The sequence below is a fragment of the Rahnella rivi genome, assembly GCF_019049655.1.
In the GTDB taxonomy this organism is placed as follows: Bacteria; Pseudomonadota; Gammaproteobacteria; order Enterobacterales; family Enterobacteriaceae; genus Rahnella; species Rahnella rivi.
Window position 1 is genome coordinate 83,953 of sequence record NZ_JAFMOX010000049.1, and the last position, 23,882, is coordinate 107,834.

A 23,882-nucleotide genomic window follows, 5' to 3' on the forward strand; every position below is an offset into this window, starting at 1 on the left:
CGGTTTTGTAAACCCGTAACCCGAAAATTTTGTCTTCGTTATTTCGCCAGGCTTCGTAAAACCAGGCTGGTAATAGCGGTTACGCGTTCTTCCAGCTGCTCGGGGGTTTTCTGTTCCAGCAGCAGCGGATGTGAGAACGGCGTCGTCACGGTAGTGATCGCCATACAGACTTCATCCAGCGGCGTTTTACGCTCAAACTCCCCGGATTCGCGACCGTCCGTGACAATTTTCTCAATGATGCTGTACATCGTAGCGCGATGATTTAACGTCGATTTCCACTGTTGAGCAGAGGCTATCGCAGCAAGATCATGCAGCTTTCTGTCCTGAAAGAAGAGATCAAGACTACGCGTAAGCAGTGTTCTAAACAGGGATCGCAGGCGCAGAGTGGCACTTTGGTCACTTTGTGCAATCAGTAATAGCGCATGATCAATTTGTCCGACACGTTGAGAACAAATCGCTTCGCCAATGGCCTGTTTTGACTCAAAAAATTTATAAATATAAGCACTTGAGACACCGATGGATTTTGCCAGATCGGCCACCGACGTTTTGGCATAACCGTAAAGCCGGAAATGCTCAAATGCTGCATTGATGATCTGCTCACGCCGTTCATGTTCGGCAGGTCCACGCTGAGTTAACGCAACCGGAATATCGGGTTTCATAAACTCCTCCGGATAGGTAAAGCAATTAAACGATGTGTGAGTGGGTAACGATTATACATATTCGTCACTATTTAGCAGAAGATATTTCCTGACAGGTTAAGAGGTCGTCGTGGGCCTGAGAGAGGAAGAGTGGACTGTAAACAAGTCAGCAATGACGATTTTTCTAATCTAAAATTATTGCTGCTTCACTAAAATCCTTATACACCTGATGATTGAATACCTTTTCACATTAGTTTTAGTAATTTTAAAAACGATACAAAAGAAAAAATCAGTCGAGAGGAATTTAAAACCTGATTACTCTACGCGGCTACTGTTTCCTCATTTCTGATCCGTCCGGCGCACACTCATGTTACTCACTGTTCTTTATATTATTGGTATCACCGCAGAAGCCATGACCGGTGCTTTAGCTGCCGGACGTCGCAAGATGGACTCTTTTGGCGTCATCATTATCGCCTCTGCCACCGCCATTGGCGGAGGTTCAGTACGTGACATGCTGCTGGGGCATTATCCACTCGGCTGGGTAAAACATCCTGAATACATAATCATTGTTGCCTTTGCAGCCCTCCTGACAACCTGGCTTGCGCCATTAATGCAGCATCTGCGAAAGCTCTTTTTAGTGCTGGATGCGCTGGGTCTGGTGGTGTTCTCTATTATCGGGACTCAGGTCGCGCTTGATATGGGCCATGGCGCTATTATCGCTTCCGTGTGTGCGGTGATAACCGGTGTCTTCGGAGGTGTATTGCGGGACATGATGTGCAACCAGATCCCGCTGGTGTTTCAGAAAGAGATTTACGCAGGGATTTCATTCGCCTCGGCATGGGTTTATATCGGTCTGCAGTATTTCGCTATGCCGCATAACCTGGTGATCATCATTACCCTGCTGGTGGGTTTTGTCGCCCGCCTGATTGCGTTGCGATTTCGCCTCGGACTGCCCGTCTTTAATTATCCGCATTCGGATCACGACTAAGTTCCCGGCACGTTGCCCGTCACTGAAAAGCGGGCACCTTTGCCTGCCTTAACGCTTCGGTCAACGCCATGACCTGCGGATGATGTATGAAGTCCGCGATTTGCCCGGTGCGTTTTTGTCCAATACCCGCGGCCGTTTCCCAGTCTTGTGGCGTCATTTCCTGGAGATGATTCCAGGAAGGCTGTTGCCCGGCAAATTTCACGGCAAAAGAGGGGAAACCCAACGCGGAAAGCCAGTGCCTGAAGCTTTTATTCCGCGCCAGCTGAATTTGCGCCATCAACTTCTTCGCTTGTTTAATACCTATCCCCGGTACAGCTGACATAACGTCTTCATTCAGACCTAGCCAGTCGGTCAAAGAGTTGAGAGGAACGCCCTCCAGCAGTTTTTGCCAGGTGGCTCCCCCGAAGCCAGCCATATCCAGCGATTCCGGGCCACTTAACCAGATTAGCCGTGAGAGAAACTGCTGTTTGCAGCCTGGCTCTGGCGTAAAACAGGAAAGTGCACCGTAGGATTCAGGATCTGGCAATACACTTTCTGAGCGCTCGCGTACCCGCCACACGACATCATCCAGCCGTGGGATCCCCTGCCCGGCCAGTGAAACCGCCACCTGATCTCCTGCGATGACATCCCATTGCTTAAACCGGGAGATGGAACCCACATTCACTTTGCTTACCCACTTATCATCGAGCCTGAGTGGTTTCAGGTTCAGAATCACTGTCACCTTTCCACTTCGTCCGATGGTTGTGCTAACCCCGGCAACTTCCGTGAGTGCTTTGGCAGGCGGATATTTCCATGCAACCGCCCAGGTAGCAGGTTTATTTTGCCAATATTTACCTGCGGGTTCTTCTTCCTGCCGGATAACGACACCGTCGGTAGCGAACGGGAGAGGTTGGGTAAACCAGTTTTGCCGCCATTTATCGACATCATCCACCGAATGCACCGGAATCGTGAACTGGCCAACGATCGGGAATCCGAGCAGGCTTAACTGCCCCAGATGATCGGTCATCGTGGCCGGGCCGTTTGGCCATGACCAGATAAACACGCCCACTTGCGACAGCAGCTCAGTGCCGGCGGTGCGCATCATGGCTCCCGCGACTTTGGATCTCGCATTCATGCCTCCCGCAACACTCTGCTGATGACCGGTCATCTTCAGATAAAGTTCGCCCTGCAAAACCAGCTCGGGGCGGGTATCCGGGATTTTGAGGGGGATTGACGGTATTAAAGGCACTTTGGCTGTCCAGTTTTGACCTTTTGCCCCGTCCCCACGGCTTAACAGTGCAGCAAGCTGCCCATGCCGGTAGACGAGTGAGATGGCAATTCCGTCGACTTTAGGCTGCACCCAGAGATTTTTACGCCCGCGCATCCAGCCTGAAACCGCTTGCTTATCACGCAGTTTGTTTAGGCCGGTATGAGCTACCGGATGGGGATAAAGATCATTCACACCAACAGGTACTCCCGTGTCTTCGGAAGACTGACCGGCACATTGCAGCCACAAACGTTGTTTTTGGCGCAAATTATCGTAAACCGCATCTTCAACCGGGCTGCTGCCGGACTGGTGATAATCTTTGTCCCATTGCGCGAGTTGCGCCGTCAGTTGCCGGGTTTCCTCTGTCAGTTGCGCTGATGACCATGCTGGGCAATCCTGCGGCAGCTCATTGTTGGCGGGTACATAAAATGGCAGAAAGAACAGGCTGATAAGAAATACGATCCGGCGCATAGGCACCTCCTTGTGGCCGTCAGTAAACACCTGTGTTTTCTTCGCTGCCAGCGCCACTTTTCATCTTTGCGGGATGCCTTCCTGCTTATTTACTTGGTTGCAGTAACAGTAAGAAATTTTGGAATGTGGCGCGGAAATCTGGCAGGAAGGGCTGTTTTCTGTCGTGAAGTTGCGATGAAATACGACTGGACGCTGCACCGGATGCGGCGAGCGTGTATACTGTGCGGGAGATCACTCTTCGCATACTTCCTATCAACCCATTCAGTTGAAACGTCATCATCATGGTTCAAGGCACGCTATATATCATCTCCGCTCCCAGTGGAGCAGGTAAATCAAGTCTGATTCAGGCTTTACTTAAAACGCAACCGCTCTACGACACGCAGGTTTCTATTTCACACACCACCCGTTCAGAACGTCCGGGCGAGAAACATGGCGAGCACTATTTCTTTGTCTCTAAAGAAGAATTTCTTGAGATGATTGAAAGCGATGACTTTCTAGAGCATGCCGAAGTTTTTGGTAATTACTACGGAACTTCACGTGTCACCATTGAGCAAGTGCTGGCCTCTGGCGTGGATGTTTTTCTGGATATCGACTGGCAAGGTGCGCAGCAAATCCGTGCGAAAATGCCGCAGGCTCGCAGCATTTTCGTGTTGCCGCCGTCGAAGGATGAACTTGACCGCCGCCTCCGTGGCCGTGGTCAGGACAGTGAAGAAGTGATCGCAAAACGTATGGCGCAAGCGGTGGCAGAAATGACACACTTTGCTGAATACGATTATTTAATCGTGAATGATGATTTTGATCTGGCGCTGTCGGATTTAAAAACCATTATTCGCGCCGAACGTCTTCGTCTGAGCCGTCAAAAACTCCGTCATGACGGATTAATCACCAAACTATTGGCAGACTGAAGTCACTTTCAGTATTATGCCCAGTCTTTCGTCCCCCTGTGGAGTAGCACATATATGGCACGCGTAACTGTTCAAGACGCTGTAGAGAAAATTGGTAACCGTTTTGACCTGGTGTTGGTGGCTGCTCGTCGCGCACGCCAGCTGCAATCTGGTGGTAAAGATCCACTGGTCGCTGAAGAAAACGACAAGGTCACCGTTATCGCTCTGCGCGAAATCGAAGAAGGCCTGATCACGAATAAGATCCTTGATGTTCGCGATCGTCAGGAACAGCAAGAGCAGGAAGCCGCAGAGATTCAGGCAGTCACTGCCATCGCTGAAGGTCGTCGTTAATTAACGAAACGGATCTCACTTGTATATCTTTGAAAGCCTGAATCAACTGATTCAAAAATACCTGCCGGAGGAGCAAATTAAGCGCCTCGTGCAGGCTTACCTCGTTGCGCGGGACGCGCATGAGGGGCAGACACGTTCCAGCGGTGAGCCTTATATTACTCACCCGGTCGCCGTGGCATGTATTTTGGCTGAAATGAGGCTCGATCACGAGACTCTGATGGCGGCGTTATTACACGACGTTATCGAAGACACGCCTGCAACCTACCAGGATATGGAACAACTGTTTGGCAAAAGCGTTGCTGAACTGGTTGAAGGCGTTTCAAAGTTAGACAAGCTGAAATTCCGCGATAAGAAAGAAGCACAGGCGGAAAACTTCCGCAAAATGGTCATGGCGATGGTGCAAGACATCCGCGTCATTTTGATCAAACTGGCTGACCGTACCCACAACATGCGCACACTGGGCTCTTTACGCCCGGACAAACGTCGCCGCATTGCCCGCGAAACGCTGGAAATCTACAGCCCGCTGGCACACCGTTTGGGTATCCATCATTTGAAAACCGAGCTCGAAGAGCTGGGCTTCGAAGCACTCTATCCGAACCGTTATCGCGTGATTAAAGAAGTGGTGAAAGCCGCGCGTGGTAACCGTAAAGAAATGATTCAGAAAATCCTCTCTGAGATAGAAGGCCGTTTGACCGAAGCCGGTATTCAGTGCCGTGTCAGCGGTCGCGAGAAGCACCTGTATTCGATCTACTGCAAAATGCACCTGAAGGAACAGCGTTTCCATTCCATTATGGATATCTACGCCTTCCGGGTGATCGTTAAAGAACTCGATACCTGCTATCGCGTATTAGGCCAGGCACACAGTCTGTACAAACCGCGTCCAGGCCGGGTTAAAGATTACATCGCTATCCCCAAGGCCAACGGCTATCAATCTTTGCATACTTCTCTTATCGGCCCGCACGGCGTGCCGGTGGAAGTACAAATCCGTACCGAAGATATGGATCAGATGGCAGAAATGGGGGTTGCGGCTCACTGGGCTTATAAAGAGAACAGTGAAACCAGCACAACGGCACAAATTCGTGCCCAGCGCTGGTTACAGAGTTTGCTCGAACTGCAACAAAGTGCGGGCAACTCGTTTGAATTTATCGAGAGCGTGAAATCGGATCTGTTCCCGGACGAGATTTACGTCTTTACGCCGGAAGGGCGCATCGTAGAACTGCCTGCAGGTGCTACGCCGGTCGACTTTGCTTACGCCGTGCATACCGATATCGGTCATGCCTGCGTGGGCGCGCGCGTTGACCGCCAGCCTTATCCGCTCTCACAGCCGCTCACCAGCGGCCAGACCATCGAAATCATCACCGCACCGGGTGCCCGACCGAATGCGGCCTGGCTGAACTTTGTTGTCAGCTCACGGGCCCGCGCCAAAATTCGCCAGATGCTCAAGAACCTTAAGCGTGATGACTCTGTTTCGCTTGGTCGTCGTCTGCTGAATCATGCACTGGGTGCCGGTAAGAAACTGTCAGATATTCCGCCTGAAAACATCAAAAACGAGCTGGATCGTATGAAGCTCGCCGCGATGGATGATTTACTGGCTGAAATCGGTCTGGGCAACGCCATGAGTGTCGTGGTCGCCAAAAATCTGATGGGTGACCAGTCTTCAATGGCAACTTCAGGCACGCGCAATCTGCCTATCAAAGGTGCAGATGGCGTACTGATTACATTCGCGAAATGCTGTCGCCCAATCCCAGGTGATCCGATTATTGCTCATATCAGTCCGGGCAAAGGTCTGGTTATTCACCATGAGTCCTGCCGTAATATCCGTGGTTATCAGAAAGAACCTGAGAAATTCATGGCTGTTGACTGGGATGACCATCAGGAAACCGATCAGGAATTTATCGCTGAAATCAAAGTCGATATGTTCAATCATCAGGGCGCACTGGCGAACCTGACCGCTGCGATTAACGCCGCGCAGTCAAACATTCAAAGCCTGAGCACTGAAGAAAAAGACGGCCGTGTCTACAGCGCCTTTATCCGCCTGACGACCCGCGATCGCGTTCATCTGGCGAATATCATGCGTAAAATTCGTATCATGCCGGACGTTATCAAAGTTACCCGCAACCGAAACTGATTGTTATGACTCCAGAACGTTATGCACGTATTCGTGAAATGCTGACGGCTCGCCAGCCAGACCTGACAGTCTGCATGGAACAGGTGCATAAACCGCATAACGTTTCGGCGGTCATTCGCACCGCAGATGCCGTCGGTGTTCATGAGATCCACGCCGTCTGGCCTACAACGCGAATGAAAACGCTGGTTTCTTCTGCGGCAGGAAGTAACAGCTGGGTTCAGGTCAAAACACACAAAACCATTCAGGATGCCGTCGCCAAAATGAAGGCGCAGGGCATGCAAATCTTAGCCACAAACCTGTCTGAAAAAGCCGTCGATTTCCGTGCAATTGATTACACCCGCCCGACCTGCATTCTGCTTGGCCAGGAAAAAACCGGTATCACGCCTGAAGCATTAGCACTGGCTGACAGCGACATCATTATTCCGATGATCGGTATGGTGCAATCTCTGAACGTGTCTGTCGCCTCGGCGCTTATTCTGTACGAAGCCCAGCGCCAGCGTGAAAACGCAGGGCTTTACCGCCGCGAAACCAGCCTGCTCAGCGAGAAAGAACAACAGCGTTTGCTATTTGAGGGCGGTTATCCGGTTTTGTCGAATGTGGCGAAGCGAAAAAAACTTCCACGCCCTTTCATTGACGATCAGGGGCAAATTGTTGCCGATGATGAATGGTGGTCAGCGATGCAAATGACGGTCAAAAAAAGATGAAAGGCCGCCTGCTCGACGCCATCCCGCTCACGTCACTTTCTGGCGTCGGAGCCAGTCAGGCAGATAAACTCGCTAAGCTCGGCCTTGAAACTATTCAGGATTTACTGCTCCACCTTCCCCTGCGTTATGAAGATCGTACCCGCCTGTATGCCATAAATGATTTACTGCCCGGCCTGTTTGCCACCATTGAAGGCGAAGTATTGCGCTGCGATATCAGCTTTGGTCGCCGCAGAATGCTGACGTGTCAGATTAGCGACGGCACCGGCATGGTAACGTTACGCTTTTTCAACTTTAACGCTGCGATGAAAAACAGTCTGGCGACAGGCCGACGGGTCACTGCGTATGGTGAAATCAAACGCGGCACGATCGGCGCAGAAATCATTCATCCGGAATACCGCATTCAGGGCGAGAACAGCGAAGTCGTTTTGCAGGAGTCGCTGACACCGGTTTATCCCACTACAGAAGGTATCCGTCAGGCGACGCTGCGTAAGCTGACCGATCAGGCGCTGGAATTGCTCGATACCGTGCCTATCGCCGAATTGTTGCCCGAAGAACTGAGCCGTTCGCTGATATCACTTCCTCAGGCGCTTCATTTGCTGCATCGCCCGCCGCCGGATATACAGCTGGCTGATCTTGAGAAAGGCCATCATCCGGCACAGCGCCGACTGATTATGGAAGAGTTACTCGCGCATAACCTCAGCATGCTGGCCGTTCGCGCGGGTACACAAAGTTATAAAGCGATGCCGTTACATCACGACGATCGCCTGAAAAAACAGTTCCTCGCCTCACTGCCGTTCAGCCCAACCGGGGCGCAAGAACGTGTTGTGACGGAAATTGAGCAGGATCTGGCAAAGAGTTATCCGATGATGCGTCTGGTTCAGGGCGATGTGGGTTCTGGTAAAACGCTGGTGGCGGCTCTCGCGGCACTTTGCGCTATCGCTCAGGGCCAGCAGGTCGGATTAATGGCACCGACAGAATTGCTGGCTGAACAGCACGCCAATAACTTCCGCCAGTGGTTCGAACCGCTGGGGATTCAGGTAGGCTGGCTGGCGGGCAAGCAAAAGGGCAAAGCCCGGCAGGCGCAGCAGGATGCGATTGCCAGCGGTCAGGTTTCAATGGTGGTCGGGACTCACGCCATCTTCCAGGAGCAGGTACTGTTTTCTTCCCTTTCGCTGGTGATCATTGATGAACAACACCGATTTGGGGTGCATCAGCGTCTGGCGCTGTGGGAAAAGGGATTACAGCAGGGCTTCCATCCGCATCAGCTGATCATGACGGCAACGCCTATCCCGCGAACGCTGGCGATGACGGCCTATGCGGATCTCGATACCTCCGTGATCGACGAACTGCCGCCGGGACGTACGCCGGTGACCACCGTCGCTATTCCTGACACCCGCCGCAGTGACATTATCAGCCGCGTCAAAAGTGCCTGCGAGCAGGAAAATCGTCAGGCCTATTGGGTTTGTACGCTGATCGAAGAATCAGAAATGCTCGAAGCTCAGGCGGCAGAAGCGACCTGGGAAGGGCTGAAAGAAGCCCTTCCGGCGCTCAATATCGGGCTGGTGCATGGCCGTATGAAAGCGCAGGAAAAGCAGGCCGTCATGCAGGCCTTTAAAAAAGGCGAAGTGCAGCTTCTGGTGGCGACCACCGTCATTGAAGTCGGCGTTGACGTGCCGAATGCCAGCCTGATGATCATCGAAAATCCGGAGCGACTGGGTCTGGCGCAGCTGCATCAGCTGCGCGGCCGCGTTGGCCGTGGCGCAGTCGCATCCCATTGTGTTCTGCTATACAAAACGCCGCTCAGCAAGACTGCGCAGAAGCGTTTACAGGTTCTGCGTGACAGCAACGACGGCTTTGTGATTGCACAGCAAGATTTAGAAATCCGTGGTCCGGGAGAATTACTGGGCACGCGCCAGACAGGCAGCGCAGAGTTCAAAGTGGCCGATCTGCTGCGCGATCAGGCGATGATCCCGGATGTACAGCGCATCGCGCGCTATCTCCAGCAGCAATTCCCCGACCATGCTAAAGCACTGATTGAACGCTGGCTGCCGGAGCGCGTTCGTTACACCAACGCCTGACTTCCCCCTCAGAAAACATAATTAAAAATGATGTTTTCGAAGAATACATTCCTCCGGGTTTTGTTCAAAACGGCCCGCACTCTCTTTCTTCACTGGTTATTTGATGACCTTCACAGACTGGCACAAAGTCGGTAACCGGTTTCATACCCCGCATCTACACTGATGATAATTAAGGCAACCCTGTGTGATTTCTTCATCATAAGGCCATTATCATTATGAGCATCAGTCAGTCACTCTTTCAGTTTATAGAACAAAAAATCAGTCCGTTCGCGGCCCGGTTATCTTCTCAGCGGCATGTTATGGCCGTGCGTGACGGCTTTATTTCAGCAATGCCGTTTATGATTGTCGGATCGTTTTTACTCGTTTTCGTGCATCCTCCTTTTTCGCCGGAATCATCATGGGGGTTCGCCCGCAGCTGGCTGGCGTTGTCAGCGAAATATGAAGTCCAGATACTCACGCCGTTCAATATGACCATGGGCATCATGTCGATCTACATCGCCGCCTCCATTGCTTACAATCTGGCGAGAAGCTACAAACTGGATCCGTTTATGACGGCCATGTTGTCGCTCATGTCTTTCCTGCTGGTGGCGGCGCCACAGGTCGATGAAAAGATGTCAACGGTAGCGCTGGGCGGCGTGGGGATTTTCACCGCGATACTGGTGGCCATCTACGTTACCGAACTGACGCGGTTGCTGAAAAAATACAATATCGGCATACGGCTGCCCGAGCAGGTTCCCTCGAACATCAAGCATTCGTTTGATCTGTTAATCCCCATTATTGCCGTCGTGATGACTCTTTTCCCCATCAGCTTACTGGTGCAGTCCGGGTTTGATATGTTGCTGCCACAGGCGATTATGGCACTGTTCGAACCGCTGATTTCTGCCGCCGACTCCCTGCCTGCCGTGCTTCTCGCGGTGCTGATTTGTCATTTGCTATGGTTTGCTGGAATCCACGGTTCTGCGATTGTTTCGGGCATGTTACAGGCTTTCTGGTTAACCAATCTCGGCCTCAATCAGACCGCTCTGGCCGCCGGATTGCCGATGACACATATCATGACCGAGGCATTCTGGAATTTTCTGATCGTCATTGGTGGCTCCGGCGCAACGATGGGGCTGGTGTTACTGTTCTGCCGCAGTAAATCAGCGCATTTGCGCACCATGGGGAAACTGAGCCTGGTTCCCAGCTGTTTCAACATTAATGAACCGGTGATCTTCGGCACGCCGATCGTCATGAATCCGGTATTTTTCATTCCTTTCCTTCTGGCGCCGATGATCAATGCCGTGGTCGCCTATCTGGCTGTTTCAACCAACCTTCTGCCGCACATGATGTCTCTGGTTCCCTGGACATCTCCGGCACCGATTGGTGCGGCGTGGGCGATGGGCTGGGATTTCAAAGTTTCAATTCTGGTCATCATGCTGATGGCGCTTTCCATGGTGATTTACTATCCATTCTTTAAAGTCTACGAGAAGCAGTTACTGACGCAGGAGAAAGCCGCGGAAGAGGAAAAAGTCTATACGGAGCAGGCAGACGCCCTGAATTAAGCCACGTTGAAAAGAGAAGATGGGCGCGGAAACAGTCGTTTCTGCGCCCTTATTTTTTTACAGAATCGCCGGGAAGACAGGCAACATCAGGAACAGCTTAATGACGATGGCATTGGCGATATCCAGGAAGAACGCCCCCACCATAGGGACAACCAGAAAAGCCAGGTGCGAAGGGCCAAACTGATTAGTGATTGCCTGCATATTGGCAATCGCCGTCGGCGTGGCGCCCAGGCCAAACCCACAATGCCCTGCCGCCAGAACGGCGGCATCATAATTTTTGCCCATGACCCGGTAAGTGACAAAAATGGCGTAAAGCGCCATCGCAACAGTTTGCACCAGCAGAATTGCCATCATCGGTAACGCCAGCGACGCCATTTCCCACAGTTTCAGGCTCATCAGGGCCATTGCCAGGAACAACGACAAACTGACATTACCGAGCACGGACACTGCACGATCGAAGACGCGATAAAAACCCAGCCACGCCAGAAGATTGCTGAGGATCACGCCGACAAACAGGACGCAAACAAAGGTCGGGATTTCAAAGGCAGACCCCTGCAGCAATAACGAAATATGGCTGCCAGCGGTAAGGCAGATGGCAATCAGCGCGATAGTTTCCACCAGCACCAGTGGCGTGATCATGCGGCCAATGGACGGTTTTTCAAATGCGCTGGGATCGGCCGCGTCATCCTGAGAACCGTTCGGTGTGGAAGAGTGACTGACCAGATAGCGGGCAACCGGCCCGCCAATAATACCGCCGAGCACCAATCCGAAGGTCGCGCAGGCCATTGCCACTTCGGTCGCACTTTCGAAACCATAGCGTTCGACGAAAACCTTGCTCCAGGCAGCGCCGGTGCCATGTCCGCCGGAAAGCGTGATAGAACCGGCCAGCAACCCCATCAGCGGGTCCATACCCAGCATTTTTGCCATTCCTATGCCGATGACGTTCTGCAGCAACAGCAATCCGACGACAACAAAGATCAGCAGCATCAGGCTCTTCCCCCCTGAACGCAGGCTAGCCAGATTGGCGTTAAGGCCGATGGTCGCGAAAAATGCCAGCATCAGGGGTTCTTTTAACGAGATATCAAATCCGATTTCCCAGCCCATGATCCGGTTGGCTAGCAGGAGCATCACGGCGACCAGTAAACCGCCCGCAACGGGTTCAGGAATGGTGTATTTCTTGAGAAGTTTGACCGACTGGACGCATTTGCGTCCTAAAAGGAGAACCAGCGTGGCAGCCACCAGCGTGCCGTAGGTATCGAGCTGAATCATTAAAGAACTCCATTTTGTATTAAATCCAATAAAATCATATAATTATATGAATATCAGTAATTTCTTTTTTCCCAGAAACTGAATTAGAAGTCATAAAACCGGCATCAGGCAAGAAAAACAGCGCACATAAGCCAACTTAACTAAAATACATGGTTATAAATTGCCATAAGCAAACGATTGCTTTTGTGGTCATTTTCAATAAAAATGCCCGCTTTGCCGCTTATTGGAATGCCACAACATGAGTACGCAAACCGCAGAACAAGAAACACAGCAACCTGAACTCTCCCGCCCGCCCAAAAGTGAACTGATTTACCGGCTCGAAGACCGGCCGCCGCTCCCGCAGACATTATTTGCCGCCTGCCAGCATTTGCTGGCGATGTTTGTTGCGGTCATTACTCCGGCATTATTGATTTGCCAGGCGCTGGGATTACCCGCGCAGGACACCCAGCACATCATCAGCATGTCGCTGTTTGCCTCTGGTCTGGCGTCCATTTTGCAGATTAAAACCTGGGGGCCGGTGGGTTCGGGCTTACTCTCGATTCAGGGAACAAGTTTTAACTTTGTGTCTCCGTTGATTATGGGTGGACTGGCGCTGAAAAATGGTGGCGCGGATGTGCCGACCATGATGGCCGCTCTGTTCGGTACGCTGATGCTGGCGTCCTGTACTGAGATCATTCTGTCCCGCTTCCTGCATCTGGCGCGCCGTGTGATCACCCCGCTGGTTTCCGGGATTGTGGTGATGATTATCGGTCTGTCGTTAATTCAGGTGGGGCTGACCTCGATTGGTGGCGGATACGCCGCAATGAGCGACCACACCTTTGGCGCACCGAAAAATCTGATGCTGGCTGCGGTTGTTCTGGTGGTCATTATTCTGCTGAACCGCCAGCGTAACCCGTACCTGCGGGTCGCTTCACTGGTCATCGCGATGGCGGTGGGCTATCTGGCGGCGTGGATGATGGGAATGCTGCCCACGGTTACGCCAGCGACGCAAACCAGCTGGATCACCTTCCCGACGCCGCTTTACTACGGACTGGGAATTGACTGGAATCTGCTGATCCCGCTGATGCTGATCTTTATGGTCACGTCGCTGGAAACCATCGGGGATATCACTGCCACATCAGACGTGTCAGAGCAGCCGGTCAGCGGACCGCTGTACATGAAACGAATTAAGGGCGGCGTACTGGCGAACGGTCTGAACTCGATGCTTTCGGCGGTATTTAATACATTCCCGAATTCCTGTTTCGGGCAAAACAATGGCGTGATTCAGCTGACCGGCGTTGCCAGCCGTTACGTAGGTTTTGTGGTGGCGCTGATGCTGATCGTACTGGGGCTTTTCCCTGCGGTCGCCGGATTCGTCCAACACATTCCAGAGCCGGTTCTGGGTGGCGCGACTATCGTGATGTTTGGCACCATTGCCGCTTCCGGGGTGCGCATAGTGTCTCGTGAACGCCTGAACCGCCGCGCGATCATGATCATGGCGCTGTCTCTGGCCGTCGGCATGGGCGTTTCTCAGCAGCCGCTGATCCTGCAGTTTGCACCAGACTGGATTAAGACGCTGTTGTCCTCCGGGATTGCCGCAGGCGGGATTACGGCGATTGTTCTGAATCTGGTTTTCCCTCACGAAAAGTCATAACCGACATTAAGAAGAATGTCACCGCGGCAGGGAGTCTGGAACCCCTGCCGCTTTTTATTGTCTCCAGTCTGCTAAGCTGTTGAGAAATTTCGCTGTTTACGGCATAAACAGAGAACCTTTATCCCTAATTCACGCTACAGGCCCCAGACGATGAAATTTATCGGTAAAATTTTGCTGACGTTCGTTCTGCTTCTGGTACTGGCGATTGTGCTGGTTTACGTCCTATTACAAACCCGCTGGGCCGCTGGCAGGGTCAGCAACTGGGTCACGGATAACAGTGATTACCGGTTCGCCGTCGAAAAAATCGACCATGACTGGTCCACGCCAGGACGGATTACGCTAACCCATGTCATTTTCGGACAAAAAAATCAGCCTGAGACGCTCAGTGCTGGCGAAGTTGATCTGGATTTGAGCTGGCGTCAGATAACAGAACCGCGCTTTTTCGACCGCGTGGTTCTGGTTGATGGGCGCCTGAACGTCAGTCCTTCCGCCATGAATTTACCGTTGCAGGCGAACACACTTCAGCTGAGTAAAATGGCGCTGACCGGTAACGCGGCGGGACTGGAGATTCAGGGCCAGCAAATCAACGCCGGTATTTCACCGTGGCAACCGAAACCACACCAGCTGCTGGGCGATAAAGCCGATTTCCAGCTGAGTGCCGCGACGCTGACCGTCAACGGGCTGCCAGCCGAACACGTCCTGATTCAGGGTAACCTGAACAATAAAAACCTGACGCTCGCGAATTTCGGCGGCGATCTGGCGCGGGGCCAGCTTACGGGTAAGGCCAGCCAGGCGGCGGACGGCAGCTGGAATATCGAAAATCTGCGTCTGAGCAATGTACGCCTGCAAACCTCAAAATCACTTTCTGCATTTTTCGATGATTTCCAGACCCTGCCAAAAGTCACCATTCAGCGGATGGACCTGATCGACGCCCGTCTGCAAGGCACTGACTGGGCATTCAGCGATGTGGATCTTTCCGTTGAGGATGTGACGCTGGAAAAAGGCGACTGGCAAAGTGATGACGGTGAGATCACGCTGAACGCGACTGACATGATTAACGGCAATCTGCACATTCAGGATCCGATCATTAATCTCGACCTGTCGCCTCAGGGCATTTCGATCAAGCAGGCCACCGCGCGCTGGGAGCGCAGTTTACTGCGGACCACAGGTAACTGGCTGCGGGCGAATAAGCGGCTGCAACTCGATGAGTTTTCCATCGCCGGGCTGGAATACACGTTGCCGCAAAACTGGAAACAGCTCTGGCTTCAGCCGCTGCCGGATTCACTGGCAGAAATCTCGGTGGGCCGGTTTATTGCCAACCGGAACCTGATTATCGATATCAATCCGCAGTTTCCTTTCCAGCTGACGTCGCTCGACGGCCTCGGCAATAATCTGCTGCTGGCACGTAATCACCAGTGGGGAATGTGGGACGGAAAACTCAATCTGAACGCCAGCGAAGCCACGTTCAACCGAAATGATGTGCGTCGCCCTTCCATCATGCTGGAAGCCAACGACCGTCAGGTGACTATTTCAGAGCTGAGTGCTTTCACCAAGGAAGGGCTGCTGGAAGCGACCGGGACCGTGGATCAGCAACCGCAGCGCCAGTTCTCAGTAAAAGTGACTGGCCGCGCCGTACCCATTAATCAGTTGGAAAACTGGGGCTGGCCGCATCTGGCCCTCGACGGTAACGCGAATATGCAGCTCAACCTGCAAGGAAAAATGCCTGCCGGCGTGGATTATAAACCGACGCTGAACGGCACACTTCAGGTTAACGCCACCGGAGGTCAGGTCATCGATCTGAAGATGGTCAACGGGCTGGTGAATGGGTCTGCGACGCCATAGGGTATGGTTGCGGCACTGATAAGAAAAAGGCACCGCCATCGCGGTGCCTTTTTTGTGCCCGAAAACTCAGTTGATTTCCGGTTCCAGCGGTGCACCGGGCGCGGCGGGCAGTACCAGATAAGTCCCTTCAAACACGGCACCTTCGGCTTCATCGCCGTACAAATTCACTTCGAGCTGCACGCGGGCTTTGCGTCCACGCGCCAGTCTGTCCAGATCGCCGCTGACGGAACCGAGATCAGCCACCGCACGCGGTCTGCCGGTCACCGGTGAACTGTAGCGGATGTGTGCATCCGCCAGCACGATGGTCCCGCCCAGATGACGTTCGCGCAACAGCAGCCAAATCAGCCCCCAGCCGGTCAGCGTTGCCAGCGAGAACAAACTGCCCGCAAACAACGTGTGGTGCGGGTTCTGATTACCGTTCTCTGGCATCGTCGTCACAAATCTCTGGCCGGTGTACTGACTGATGCGCACGCCCATTTTTTCACTGAGCGGGATGTGATCGTACCAGGCTTGTTGCAGTTGCCCGCACCAGTCGGGTCGATGGAGAATGTCATCCAGCGTTTCAACCGGTTTGATCATCAGGAAATGGCGCACCGGCGTGGTTTGCGGCGTGGTAATTTCGCCCTGATTCACAAACCCGAGCTTGGCAAAGAACTCGACCGCATCTTCACGGGCGCTACACACCACGCGTTTAACGCCTTCCTGACGCGCCACAGACTCCAGGGTCATCGCAACCAGCGTTCCCAGCCCTTTATCCTGCACTTCCGGGTCAACCGCCAGGAAGCGGATAGAGGCCTCGTTGTCGGCATTGATATATAAACGGCCTACTGCGACCGGTTCGCCCTGCTCATCAACGACCATCTGATGATGCGCGATGGAATCATACGCATCACGCTCTGAACCTTCGGGCTGATGCAACGGCTTGCGCAGCATTTCCCAGCGGAATCGGTAATAGGCGGCCAGCTCTTTTTCGGTCGTCGGTACTCTCAGATGATACATAGATGCTTTCTCTCCGGCGTTTATGCCTTTTCTATCAGACGTGTAGCCAGAAGGTCACCGGCCCGTCGTTCACCAGCGCCACTTTCATGTCCGCAGCAAAGCGCCCGGTTTCGGTCGCGATGCCTTTTTCACGGCACTGCCCGCAGAAATACTGATATAAGCGGTCGGCTTCCTGCGGCTCTGCGCCGCGAGAGAAACCGGGGCGCATACCCTTTGAGGTGTCTGCCGCCAGCGTAAACTGCGACACGACCAGCAAACTTCCGCCCGCCTGCTGAACGTTGAGATTCATTTTGTCGTTTTCGTCACCGAATATCCGGTACCCGATCACCCGTTCACAAAGGCGCCTGGCTTTTTGCTCATCATCGCCCTGTTCAACACCCAGCAAGACCAACAGTCCCGGCCCGATCTCGCCGCAGACCTCGCCATCAATCGTGACGCTGGCATTCAAAACCCGCTGAATTAACGCAATCATATAAATCCTTCAGACTGATTATTCTGCTGCTACATCTTGAGCAGACTGCAATTTTCTCAGGGAACGAAACTCGCCGAGCGTGACGGTAATTTCCGCGCCCAAAAGCACGATACACCAGCTGACATAGACCCAAAGAAATAAAATCGGGATCACGGCCAGTACGCCATAAATCAGTTGATATGACGGGAAAAGCTGGATGTATAAGGCAAAGATTTTCTTACTCAATTCAAACAGCGCACCGGAAAAGAGCGCGCCAATCATCGCATCTTTGGCCGGAACCCGGACCGTGGGCACCACCTGATACAGCAGCCAGAAGGATATCCACGAGATCAGCAAGGGCAGAATGCGCAGGGCATGGTCGATCACCGAATGCACGCCACTGATGTTCAGCCAGTTCAGCGAGAGCAAATAGGAGCTGATAGCCACACTGGCAACCAGCAGGATCGGCCCGAGCGTCAGCACCATCCAGTAAACCGCAAAAGAGAACACGATCGGGCGCTTGGTTTTGCTGTCCCAGATTTTGTTCAGCACGCTGTCTACCGAGGCTATCAAAAGCAGCGCCGTGACGATTAAGCCACAGGTGCCTACGGCAGTCATTTTGCTGGAGTTCGCCACAAACTGTTCGAGATAGCGCTGAATGGTGTTGCCGGTCGCCGGCATAAAGTTTGAAAAAATAAAGGTCTTTAGCTGCGCACTGATATCCGAAAAGACCGGGAATAAGGCAAACAGTGAGAAGACCACCGCAATCAGTGGCACAAGCGAAAGTAAGGAAACATAGGCTAAATGGCCCGCCAAAAGCGTCAGGCCATCCTTATCTGAACGCCGCAGAAGCAGACGCGTAAATTTCCAGCATGATTTCAGGTAGTGGCTCAGCGCCCTTTTCTGCATTTGAGCATCCTTCAGGAAAAGTACGTCGGTACTGTCTGGTTATCTTCCACCCACACGGATTCGATGCCAGCCTCCCGCGCTGCCTCGATATTCTCTTTCACGTCATCGAAGAACACAGCGTCGCCCGCTGTAACGCCTTCCTGTTCCAGAACATGCTGGAAAATACCCGGTTCAGGTTTACGCATACCAATGTTTTGCGAAAGATAGATGGCATCAGTATTGGCTTCTATTTCCGGGTAGTTATGCGGCCAGAAATCGAGGTGCAAACGGTTAGTGTTGGACAACACCACTACGCGATGCCCTTTCTCACGCAGCGATTTGAAGATTTCGATCACTTCAGGCCGCAATCCAACAAAGACCGACTGCCAGCCCAAACTGAATTGTTCGAAACTCAGCGCGATGCCCATCTCATGACAAAGCTCGGCGGCAAAGTCTTCGTCGCTGATTTCTCCCCGCTCATGCTTTTGGAAGGCTTCTCCCATCGAGAATCGCTCGGTCAGCGTGGCAAGCGGTGTTCCGCTGAAATTGCTCCAGACGCCAAGGACACGTTTGAAATCAATATCAATAATGACGTTTCCCATATCAAAAATGTACAGCATTGCACGCTCCTGATTTCAAAGATGACTGTTAACTTTAGCGGTAAAACGTACAGGTGAACAGTGACAGAAGGAGGGGATGTTACGCAGGAGCAGAAAAAAAACATAAAAAAAACAGGGTACCAAAGGCACCCTGTTTCTGTGTAACGGCGTACGTGAAAGAAGATTACGCTTCTTTAGGACCACGCATTGCACGTTTACGATCGTTCTCGGTCAGGTGACGTTTACGAATACGCACAGACTGAGGAGTCACTTCGACCAGTTCGTCATCATCGATGAATTCCAGAGCTTGCTCCAGAGACATTTTGATTGCAGGAACCAGAGTCGTTGCTTCGTCAGTACCGGACGCACGCATGTTGGTCAGTTTCTTACCGGTCAGACAGTTCACGGTCAGGTCGTTAGAACGTGAGTGAATACCGATGATCTGGCCTTCATACACTTCTGCGCCGTGGCCTAGGAACAATTTACCGCGGTCTTGCAGGCTGTACAGTGCGAACGCAACTGCTTTACCCTGACCGTTAGAAATCAGCACGCCGTTCTGACGCTGGCCGATTTCGCCCTGACGAACGTCATCGTAATGGCTGAACGTGGAGTACAGCAGACCGGTACCTGAAGTCATGGTCATGAATTCAGTACGGAAGCCGATCAGGCCACGCGCAGGGATCAGGTAATCAAGACGGATACGACCTTTACCGTCTGGGATCATGTCTTTGACATCGCCTTTACGCTCACCCATGGCCTGCATAACAGAACCCTGGTGTTGCTCTTCGATATCCAGTGTCACGTTCTCGAATGGCTCTTGCATGCGGCCATCGATTTTACGGTTGATTACTTTAGGACGGGAAACCGCCAGCTCGAAACCTTCACGACGCATGTTTTCGATCAGAACCGACAGGTGAAGTTCACCACGGCCTGAAACACGGAATGCATCAGCATCTTCAGTTTCGTCAACACGCAGTGCCACGTTGTGCACCAGTTCTTTGTTCAGACGATCAAGGATCTGACGTGAAGTCACATACTTGCCTTCTTTACCACAGAACGGAGAGGTGTTTACGCAGAAATACATGGTTACGGTTGGTTCATCAACGCTCAGCGCTGGCAGAGCTTCAACATTCGCCGGATCACAGATAGTGTCGGAGATGTTCAGTTCGCCAAGGCCAGTGATCGCGATGATGTCGCCCGCTTCAGCAACGGTGGCTTCGATACGCTCAAGACCCATGTGGGTCAGAACTTTACCGACTTTACCGTTACGGGTTTTGCCTTCGCTGTCGATGACAGTGATTTGTTGGTTTGGCTTAACGGTACCGCGTTTGATGCGGCCGATGCCGATGACGCCAACATAGTTGTTGTAGTCCAGCTGAGAGATTTGCATCTGGAACGGTGCATCCATCTCAACTTGTGGCGGAGATACGTGGTCAACGATCGCCTGGTACAACGGGGTCATGTCTTCGGCCATATCGTTATGGTCGTTACCCGCGATACCCATCAGTGCTGATGCATAGATGATTGGGAAATCGAGTTGTTCGTCGGTTGCGTCCAGGTTTACGAACAGGTCAAAGACCTGATCAACAACCCAGTCAGGACGCGCGCCAGGGCGGTCAACCTTGTTGATTACCACGATCGGTTTCAGACCATTAGCGAATGCTTTTTTGGTCACGAAACGGGTTTGCGGCATTGGGCCATCCATTGCATCCACAACCAGCAGCACCGAGTCGACCATTGACATCACACGCTCAACCTCACCGCCGAAATCGGCGTGTCCTGGGGTATCCACGATGTTGATGCGGTAGTCTTTCCAATTAATGGCGGTGTTTTTTGCGAGGATGGTAATCCCACGCTCTTTCTCCAAATCGTTGGAGTCCATTACGCGTTCAGTGGCTTCTACACGCTCTCCGAAAGTACCGGATTGTTGCAGCAGCTTGTCGACCAGGGTGGTTTTACCATGGTCAACGTGGGCAATAATGGCGATGTTACGCAAATTTTCGATCACAGCTTTGCCTCAGGCATTAGAAATAGCGCGCTATTGTACACGTATTAAGCGAGGTTCTAAACAAGATCACAAGGATCTTGTTGAAACAACTTAAGGATGGTTACTTTGTGATCCCTTTCACGGTGCAAAAAGAACACTGAACCAATATGACGCACCTTTTTGGTGCCTTGCATCTCACGATTAGCACCATTGTAGTGCATAAACTCCGTTATGGTGCATACTTATTGAGTGCAAGAGCCCTGTAAAATGGCGCTGTTTGGATTTTCTCAAAGTTGGCACACTTTTCGCTAATAGTTTTTAGGGTAAAAAGTTTTTACAGGGTGAAAAGAGTCTGACCAGACAAATGATAGTGCGGTTTAGGCTACACGCCAGTTCAAGTAAAGCTGTTATTTCCAACTAAAGACCAAAAATGGTTATTCGTTCCACGACGATAATGAGAAATTCGGGAGAACTAGTATGTCCGCTGAACACGTTTTGACGATGCTGAATGAGCATGAAGTGAAATTCGTAGATTTACGTTTCACTGATACCAAAGGCAAAGAACAGCACGTCACCATTCCTGCACACCAGGTTAGCGCTGACTTCTTCGAAGAAGGCAAAATGTTTGATGGCTCTTCAATCGGTGGCTGGAAAGGCATTAACGAATCTGACATGGTTCTGATGCCAGATGCCAGCACTGCTGTTCTTGACCCATTCTATGAAGAAACCACGCTGATCATCCGTTGTGACATCCTTGAGCCGACAACGCTGCAAGGTTATGACCGTGACCCACGTTCTACCGCAAAACGTGCAGAAGATTTCCTGCGCTCTTCCGGTATCGCGGACACCGTACTGTTCGGGCCAGAGCCAGAATTCTTCCTGTTTGATGATGTGCGCTTCGGCAGCAGCATCTCCGGTTCCCACGTCGCTATCGATGATATCGAAGGCGCATGGAACTCCAGCACCAAATACGAAGGCGGCAACAAAGGCCACCGTCCTGCAGTGAAAGGCGGTTACTTCCCGGTTCCTCCGGTCGACTCCTCCCAGGATCTACGTTCTACCATGTGTCTGACCATGGAAGAAATGGGTCTGGTTGTTGAAGCTCACCACCACGAAGTAGCAACTGCTGGCCAGAACGAAGTGGCAACCCGCTTCAACACCCTGACCAAAAAAGCGGACGAAATCCAAATTTACAAATACGTGGTGCACAACGTGGCTCACGCATTTGGCAAAACAGCGACCTTCATGCCAAAACCAATGTTTGGCGATAACGGTTCCGGTATGCACTGCCACATGTCTTTGTCCAAGAACGGTAACAACCTGTTCGCTGGCGACAAATACGGCGGCTTGTCTGAAATGGCACTGTTCTACATCGGCGGTATCATCAAGCACGCTAAAGCAATCAACGCCTACGCTAACCCGACAACCAACTCCTACAAGCGTTTGGTCCCGGGCTACGAAGCGCCAGTTATGCTGGCTTACTCTGCGCGTAACCGTTCTGCCTCTATCCGTATTCCACACGTATCAAGCCCTAAAGCGATGCGTATCGAAGCGCGTTTCCCTGATCCAGCGGCTAACCCATACCTGGCGTTTGCAGCACTGATGATGGCTGGCCTGGACGGCATCATCAACAAGATCCACCCTGGCGATGCGATGGATAAAAACCTGTATGACCTGCCACCGGAAGAAGAAGCAGAAATTCCAAAAGTTGCAGGTTCACTGGAAGAAGCGCTGAACGCACTGAACGAAGACCGCGAGTTCCTGACCCGTGGCGGCGTGTTCACTGACGACGCTATCGAAGCGTATATCGATCTGCGTAAAGAAGAAATGGACCGCGTGCGTATGACTCCGCATCCGGTTGAATTCGAACTGTATTACAGCGTTTAAGCCCTTAACTCAGCGTTCGTCTTCAGGACGAACGCTGAGCGTAATACCCGACTGAAGGCCCGGTAGTGAGAAAACCTTCAGCGTCAAAATCAAGTCAGACGATTTAATTTGTTGCCGTGGAAACTTTCAGCCCATCTCCGGATGGGCTTTTTTCTCCACACTCTTTCCTGCTTAACCCCTCAGCCCCGTGATTTCGCCGGGTAACGAGATAAAATGCACCGATCAGGTGCGGGAGACTGCGGTATGGCAACTGGCAAACTGCCCGATGCTGGGCAGATCCTGAATTCCTTAATCAACAGCGTTCTGTTATTGGACGACGATTTGGCTGTGCATTACGCCAATCCGGCGGCTCAGCAATTACTGGCGCAAAGTTCCCGCAAACTTTTTGGCACACCGTTGCCTGAGCTGGTGGGATATTTTTCCCTGAATATCGAGTTGATGCGTGAAAGTCTGACTGCCGGACAGGGCTTTACAGACAGCGAAGTGACTCTGGTCGTGGATGGCCGCGCGCACGTGTTGTCTCTGACCGCGCAGATGCTGCCGGAAGGCTTCATTTTGGTCGAACTGGCTCCGATGGATAATCAGCGTAAGCTGAGCCAGGAACAATTGCAGCACGCTCAACAGGTTGCCGCGCGTGATTTAATCCGCGGTCTGGCACATGAAATTAAAAACCCGCTCGGCGGTTTGCGTGGTGCAGCGCAGTTACTTTCAAGAGCGCTCCCCGATCCGGCGCTGCTGGAATACACCAAAGTCATTATTGAGCAGGCAGACCGCCTGCGTAATCTGGTCGACCGTTTGCTGGGGCCACAGCGCCCAAGCCAGCACGTTACGCAAAGTATTCATCAGGTTGCAGAGCGTGTTTGTCAGCTGGTATCGATGGAAAAGCCAGATAACGTTCAACTGGTGAGGGACTATGACCCAAGCCTGCCGGAACTTGCGCACGACCCCGATCAGATAGAACAGATTTTGTTAAACATCACCCGCAATGCCCTGCAGGCACTCGGGGAGGAAGGCGGCACAATTACACTGCGTACGCGCACTGCCTTCCAGATCACGTTACATGGTGTGCGTTATCGTCTGGCGGCACGCATCGATATTGAAGATGACGGCCCCGGCGTACCGGGCCATTTGCAGGACACCCTTTTTTACCCCATGGTCAGTGGCCGCGAGGGGGGCACCGGTTTGGGCCTGTCCATCGCGCGCAGTTTGATTGATCAGCATTCGGGTAAAGTTGAATTTAACAGTTGGCCAGGTCATACCGAATTCTCGGTTTTCCTGCCTATTCGCCAGTGAGGTTC

General features: G+C 52.3%; 19 protein-coding genes. 11 read left to right on the forward strand and 8 right to left on the reverse strand.

Going from position 1 to position 23,882, the window contains the following annotated elements:
* Positions 1-38 precede the first annotated feature (38 nt).
* A complete protein-coding gene (locus tag J1779_RS05515; protein ID WP_056777535.1) occupies positions 39-659 on the reverse strand; it encodes a TetR/AcrR family transcriptional regulator in 621 nt (206 codons plus the stop codon).
* A gap of 346 nt (positions 660-1,005) precedes the next feature.
* On the opposite strand from J1779_RS05515, the gene J1779_RS05520 reads away from it, so the two are divergent.
* On the forward strand, positions 1,006-1,626 hold the full coding sequence (locus J1779_RS05520; RefSeq protein ID WP_056777538.1) for a trimeric intracellular cation channel family protein: 621 nt from the start codon (positions 1,006-1,008) through the stop codon (positions 1,624-1,626).
* Positions 1,627-1,645: 19 nt separating this feature from the next.
* On the opposite strand, the gene ligB is transcribed toward J1779_RS05520, so the two are convergent.
* Positions 1,646-3,343 (reverse strand): NAD-dependent DNA ligase LigB, encoded by a 1,698-nt coding sequence (gene ligB, locus J1779_RS05525; RefSeq protein ID WP_217203043.1) that lies wholly within the window; start codon positions 3,341-3,343, stop codon positions 1,646-1,648.
* 281 nt (positions 3,344-3,624) lie between these two features.
* On the opposite strand from ligB, the gene gmk reads away from it, so the two are divergent.
* The 6 genes from gmk to J1779_RS05555 all read left to right on the forward strand — a co-directional run bounded on the left by gmk (position 3,625) and on the right by J1779_RS05555 (position 11,029).
* On the forward strand, positions 3,625-4,248 hold the full coding sequence (gene gmk, locus J1779_RS05530; RefSeq protein WP_056777546.1) for a guanylate kinase: 624 nt from the start codon (positions 3,625-3,627) through the stop codon (positions 4,246-4,248).
* Positions 4,249-4,302: 54 nt separating this feature from the next.
* Positions 4,303-4,578 carry a DNA-directed RNA polymerase subunit omega gene (gene rpoZ, locus J1779_RS05535; RefSeq protein WP_056777549.1) on the forward strand — a complete coding sequence of 92 codons (276 nt, stop codon included), beginning with the start codon at positions 4,303-4,305 and terminating at the stop codon, positions 4,576-4,578.
* A 19-nt stretch (positions 4,579-4,597) separates the two neighbouring features.
* Positions 4,598-6,706, forward strand: a complete 2,109-nt coding sequence (spoT, locus tag J1779_RS05540) for a bifunctional GTP diphosphokinase/guanosine-3',5'-bis pyrophosphate 3'-pyrophosphohydrolase (protein ID WP_056777553.1) — start codon at positions 4,598-4,600, stop codon at positions 6,704-6,706.
* 5 nt (positions 6,707-6,711) lie between these two features.
* A complete protein-coding gene (trmH, locus tag J1779_RS05545; RefSeq protein ID WP_056777558.1) occupies positions 6,712-7,410 on the forward strand; it encodes a tRNA (guanosine(18)-2'-O)-methyltransferase TrmH in 699 nt (232 codons plus the stop codon).
* A complete protein-coding gene (gene recG / locus J1779_RS05550; RefSeq protein WP_122097103.1) occupies positions 7,407-9,488 on the forward strand; it encodes an ATP-dependent DNA helicase RecG in 2,082 nt (693 codons plus the stop codon). Before trmH ends, recG begins: the two co-directional genes overlap by 4 nt.
* A 215-nt stretch (positions 9,489-9,703) precedes the next feature.
* On the forward strand, positions 9,704-11,029 hold the full coding sequence (locus J1779_RS05555; protein ID WP_217203044.1) for a PTS sugar transporter subunit IIC: 1,326 nt from the start codon (positions 9,704-9,706) through the stop codon (positions 11,027-11,029).
* A 57-nt stretch (positions 11,030-11,086) separates the two neighbouring features.
* Here J1779_RS05555 and gltS read toward each other — a convergent pair whose 3' ends face one another.
* Complete coding sequence (gene gltS / locus J1779_RS05560) at positions 11,087-12,298, reverse strand: sodium/glutamate symporter (RefSeq protein ID WP_056777567.1); 1,212 nt, start codon at positions 12,296-12,298, stop codon at positions 11,087-11,089.
* Between the two features lie 238 nt (positions 12,299-12,536).
* On the opposite strand from gltS, the gene J1779_RS05565 reads away from it, so the two are divergent.
* Positions 12,537-13,931 (forward strand): nucleobase:cation symporter-2 family protein, encoded by a 1,395-nt coding sequence (locus tag J1779_RS05565; protein ID WP_217203045.1) that lies wholly within the window; start codon positions 12,537-12,539, stop codon positions 13,929-13,931.
* 150 nt (positions 13,932-14,081) lie between these two features.
* Complete coding sequence (locus tag J1779_RS05570; RefSeq protein WP_217203046.1) at positions 14,082-15,773, forward strand: AsmA family protein; 1,692 nt, start codon at positions 14,082-14,084, stop codon at positions 15,771-15,773.
* 66 nt (positions 15,774-15,839) lie between these two features.
* On the opposite strand, the gene fabY is transcribed toward J1779_RS05570, so the two are convergent.
* The 5 genes from fabY to typA all read right to left on the reverse strand — a co-directional run bounded on the left by fabY (position 15,840) and on the right by typA (position 20,718).
* Positions 15,840-16,772, reverse strand: a complete 933-nt coding sequence (gene fabY, locus J1779_RS05575) for a fatty acid biosynthesis protein FabY (RefSeq protein WP_056777576.1) — start codon at positions 16,770-16,772, stop codon at positions 15,840-15,842.
* 34 nt (positions 16,773-16,806) lie between these two features.
* Entirely contained in the window at positions 16,807-17,244 is a 438-nt protein-coding gene (dtd, locus tag J1779_RS05580; protein ID WP_056777579.1) for a D-aminoacyl-tRNA deacylase, read from the reverse strand.
* Between the two features lie 18 nt (positions 17,245-17,262).
* Positions 17,263-18,132, reverse strand: a complete 870-nt coding sequence (locus J1779_RS05585) for a virulence factor BrkB family protein (RefSeq protein WP_056777582.1) — start codon at positions 18,130-18,132, stop codon at positions 17,263-17,265.
* An 11-nt stretch (positions 18,133-18,143) separates the two neighbouring features.
* Complete coding sequence (yihX, locus tag J1779_RS05590; RefSeq protein WP_136375023.1) at positions 18,144-18,731, reverse strand: glucose-1-phosphatase; 588 nt, start codon at positions 18,729-18,731, stop codon at positions 18,144-18,146.
* A 163-nt stretch (positions 18,732-18,894) separates the two neighbouring features.
* On the reverse strand, positions 18,895-20,718 hold the full coding sequence (gene typA, locus J1779_RS05595; RefSeq protein WP_056777589.1) for a ribosome-dependent GTPase TypA: 1,824 nt from the start codon (positions 20,716-20,718) through the stop codon (positions 18,895-18,897).
* A 456-nt stretch (positions 20,719-21,174) separates the two neighbouring features.
* Between typA and glnA the strand changes: the two genes are divergently transcribed.
* The gene (glnA, locus tag J1779_RS05600) at positions 21,175-22,584 is read left to right on the forward strand and encodes a glutamate--ammonia ligase (RefSeq protein ID WP_056777594.1); all 1,410 of its coding nucleotides are present in this window, start codon (positions 21,175-21,177) and stop codon (positions 22,582-22,584) included.
* 243 nt (positions 22,585-22,827) lie between these two features.
* Positions 22,828-23,877, forward strand: coding sequence for a nitrogen regulation protein NR(II) (glnL, locus tag J1779_RS05605; protein WP_056777597.1), 1,050 nt, complete (start codon positions 22,828-22,830; stop codon positions 23,875-23,877).
* The last annotated feature ends 5 nt before the right edge of the window (positions 23,878-23,882 follow it).

Excerpts from the sequence above, each read along its gene's own strand:
- J1779_RS05515 (WP_056777535.1), bottom strand. The coding sequence starts at position 659 with ATGAAACCCGATATTCCGGTTGCGTTAACTCAGCGTGGACCTGCCGAA.
- J1779_RS05520 (WP_056777538.1), top strand. The coding sequence starts at position 1,006 with ATGTTACTCACTGTTCTTTATATTATTGGTATCACCGCAGAAGCCATG.
- ligB (WP_217203043.1), bottom strand. The coding sequence starts at position 3,343 with ATGCGCCGGATCGTATTTCTTATCAGCCTGTTCTTTCTGCCATTTTAT.
- gmk (WP_056777546.1), top strand. The coding sequence starts at position 3,625 with ATGGTTCAAGGCACGCTATATATCATCTCCGCTCCCAGTGGAGCAGGT.
- rpoZ (WP_056777549.1), top strand. The coding sequence starts at position 4,303 with ATGGCACGCGTAACTGTTCAAGACGCTGTAGAGAAAATTGGTAACCGT.
- trmH (WP_056777558.1), top strand. The coding sequence starts at position 6,712 with ATGACTCCAGAACGTTATGCACGTATTCGTGAAATGCTGACGGCTCGC.
- recG (WP_122097103.1), top strand. The coding sequence starts at position 7,407 with ATGAAAGGCCGCCTGCTCGACGCCATCCCGCTCACGTCACTTTCTGGC.
- J1779_RS05555 (WP_217203044.1), top strand. The coding sequence starts at position 9,704 with ATGAGCATCAGTCAGTCACTCTTTCAGTTTATAGAACAAAAAATCAGT.
- gltS (WP_056777567.1), bottom strand. The coding sequence starts at position 12,298 with ATGATTCAGCTCGATACCTACGGCACGCTGGTGGCTGCCACGCTGGTT.
- J1779_RS05565 (WP_217203045.1), top strand. The coding sequence starts at position 12,537 with ATGAGTACGCAAACCGCAGAACAAGAAACACAGCAACCTGAACTCTCC.
- J1779_RS05570 (WP_217203046.1), top strand. The coding sequence starts at position 14,082 with ATGAAATTTATCGGTAAAATTTTGCTGACGTTCGTTCTGCTTCTGGTA.
- fabY (WP_056777576.1), bottom strand. The coding sequence starts at position 16,772 with ATGTATCATCTGAGAGTACCGACGACCGAAAAAGAGCTGGCCGCCTAT.
- dtd (WP_056777579.1), bottom strand. The coding sequence starts at position 17,244 with ATGATTGCGTTAATTCAGCGGGTTTTGAATGCCAGCGTCACGATTGAT.
- J1779_RS05585 (WP_056777582.1), bottom strand. The coding sequence starts at position 18,132 with ATGCAGAAAAGGGCGCTGAGCCACTACCTGAAATCATGCTGGAAATTT.
- yihX (WP_136375023.1), bottom strand. The coding sequence starts at position 18,731 with ATGCTGTACATTTTTGATATGGGAAACGTCATTATTGATATTGATTTC.
- glnA (WP_056777594.1), top strand. The coding sequence starts at position 21,175 with ATGTCCGCTGAACACGTTTTGACGATGCTGAATGAGCATGAAGTGAAA.
- glnL (WP_056777597.1), top strand. The coding sequence starts at position 22,828 with ATGGCAACTGGCAAACTGCCCGATGCTGGGCAGATCCTGAATTCCTTA.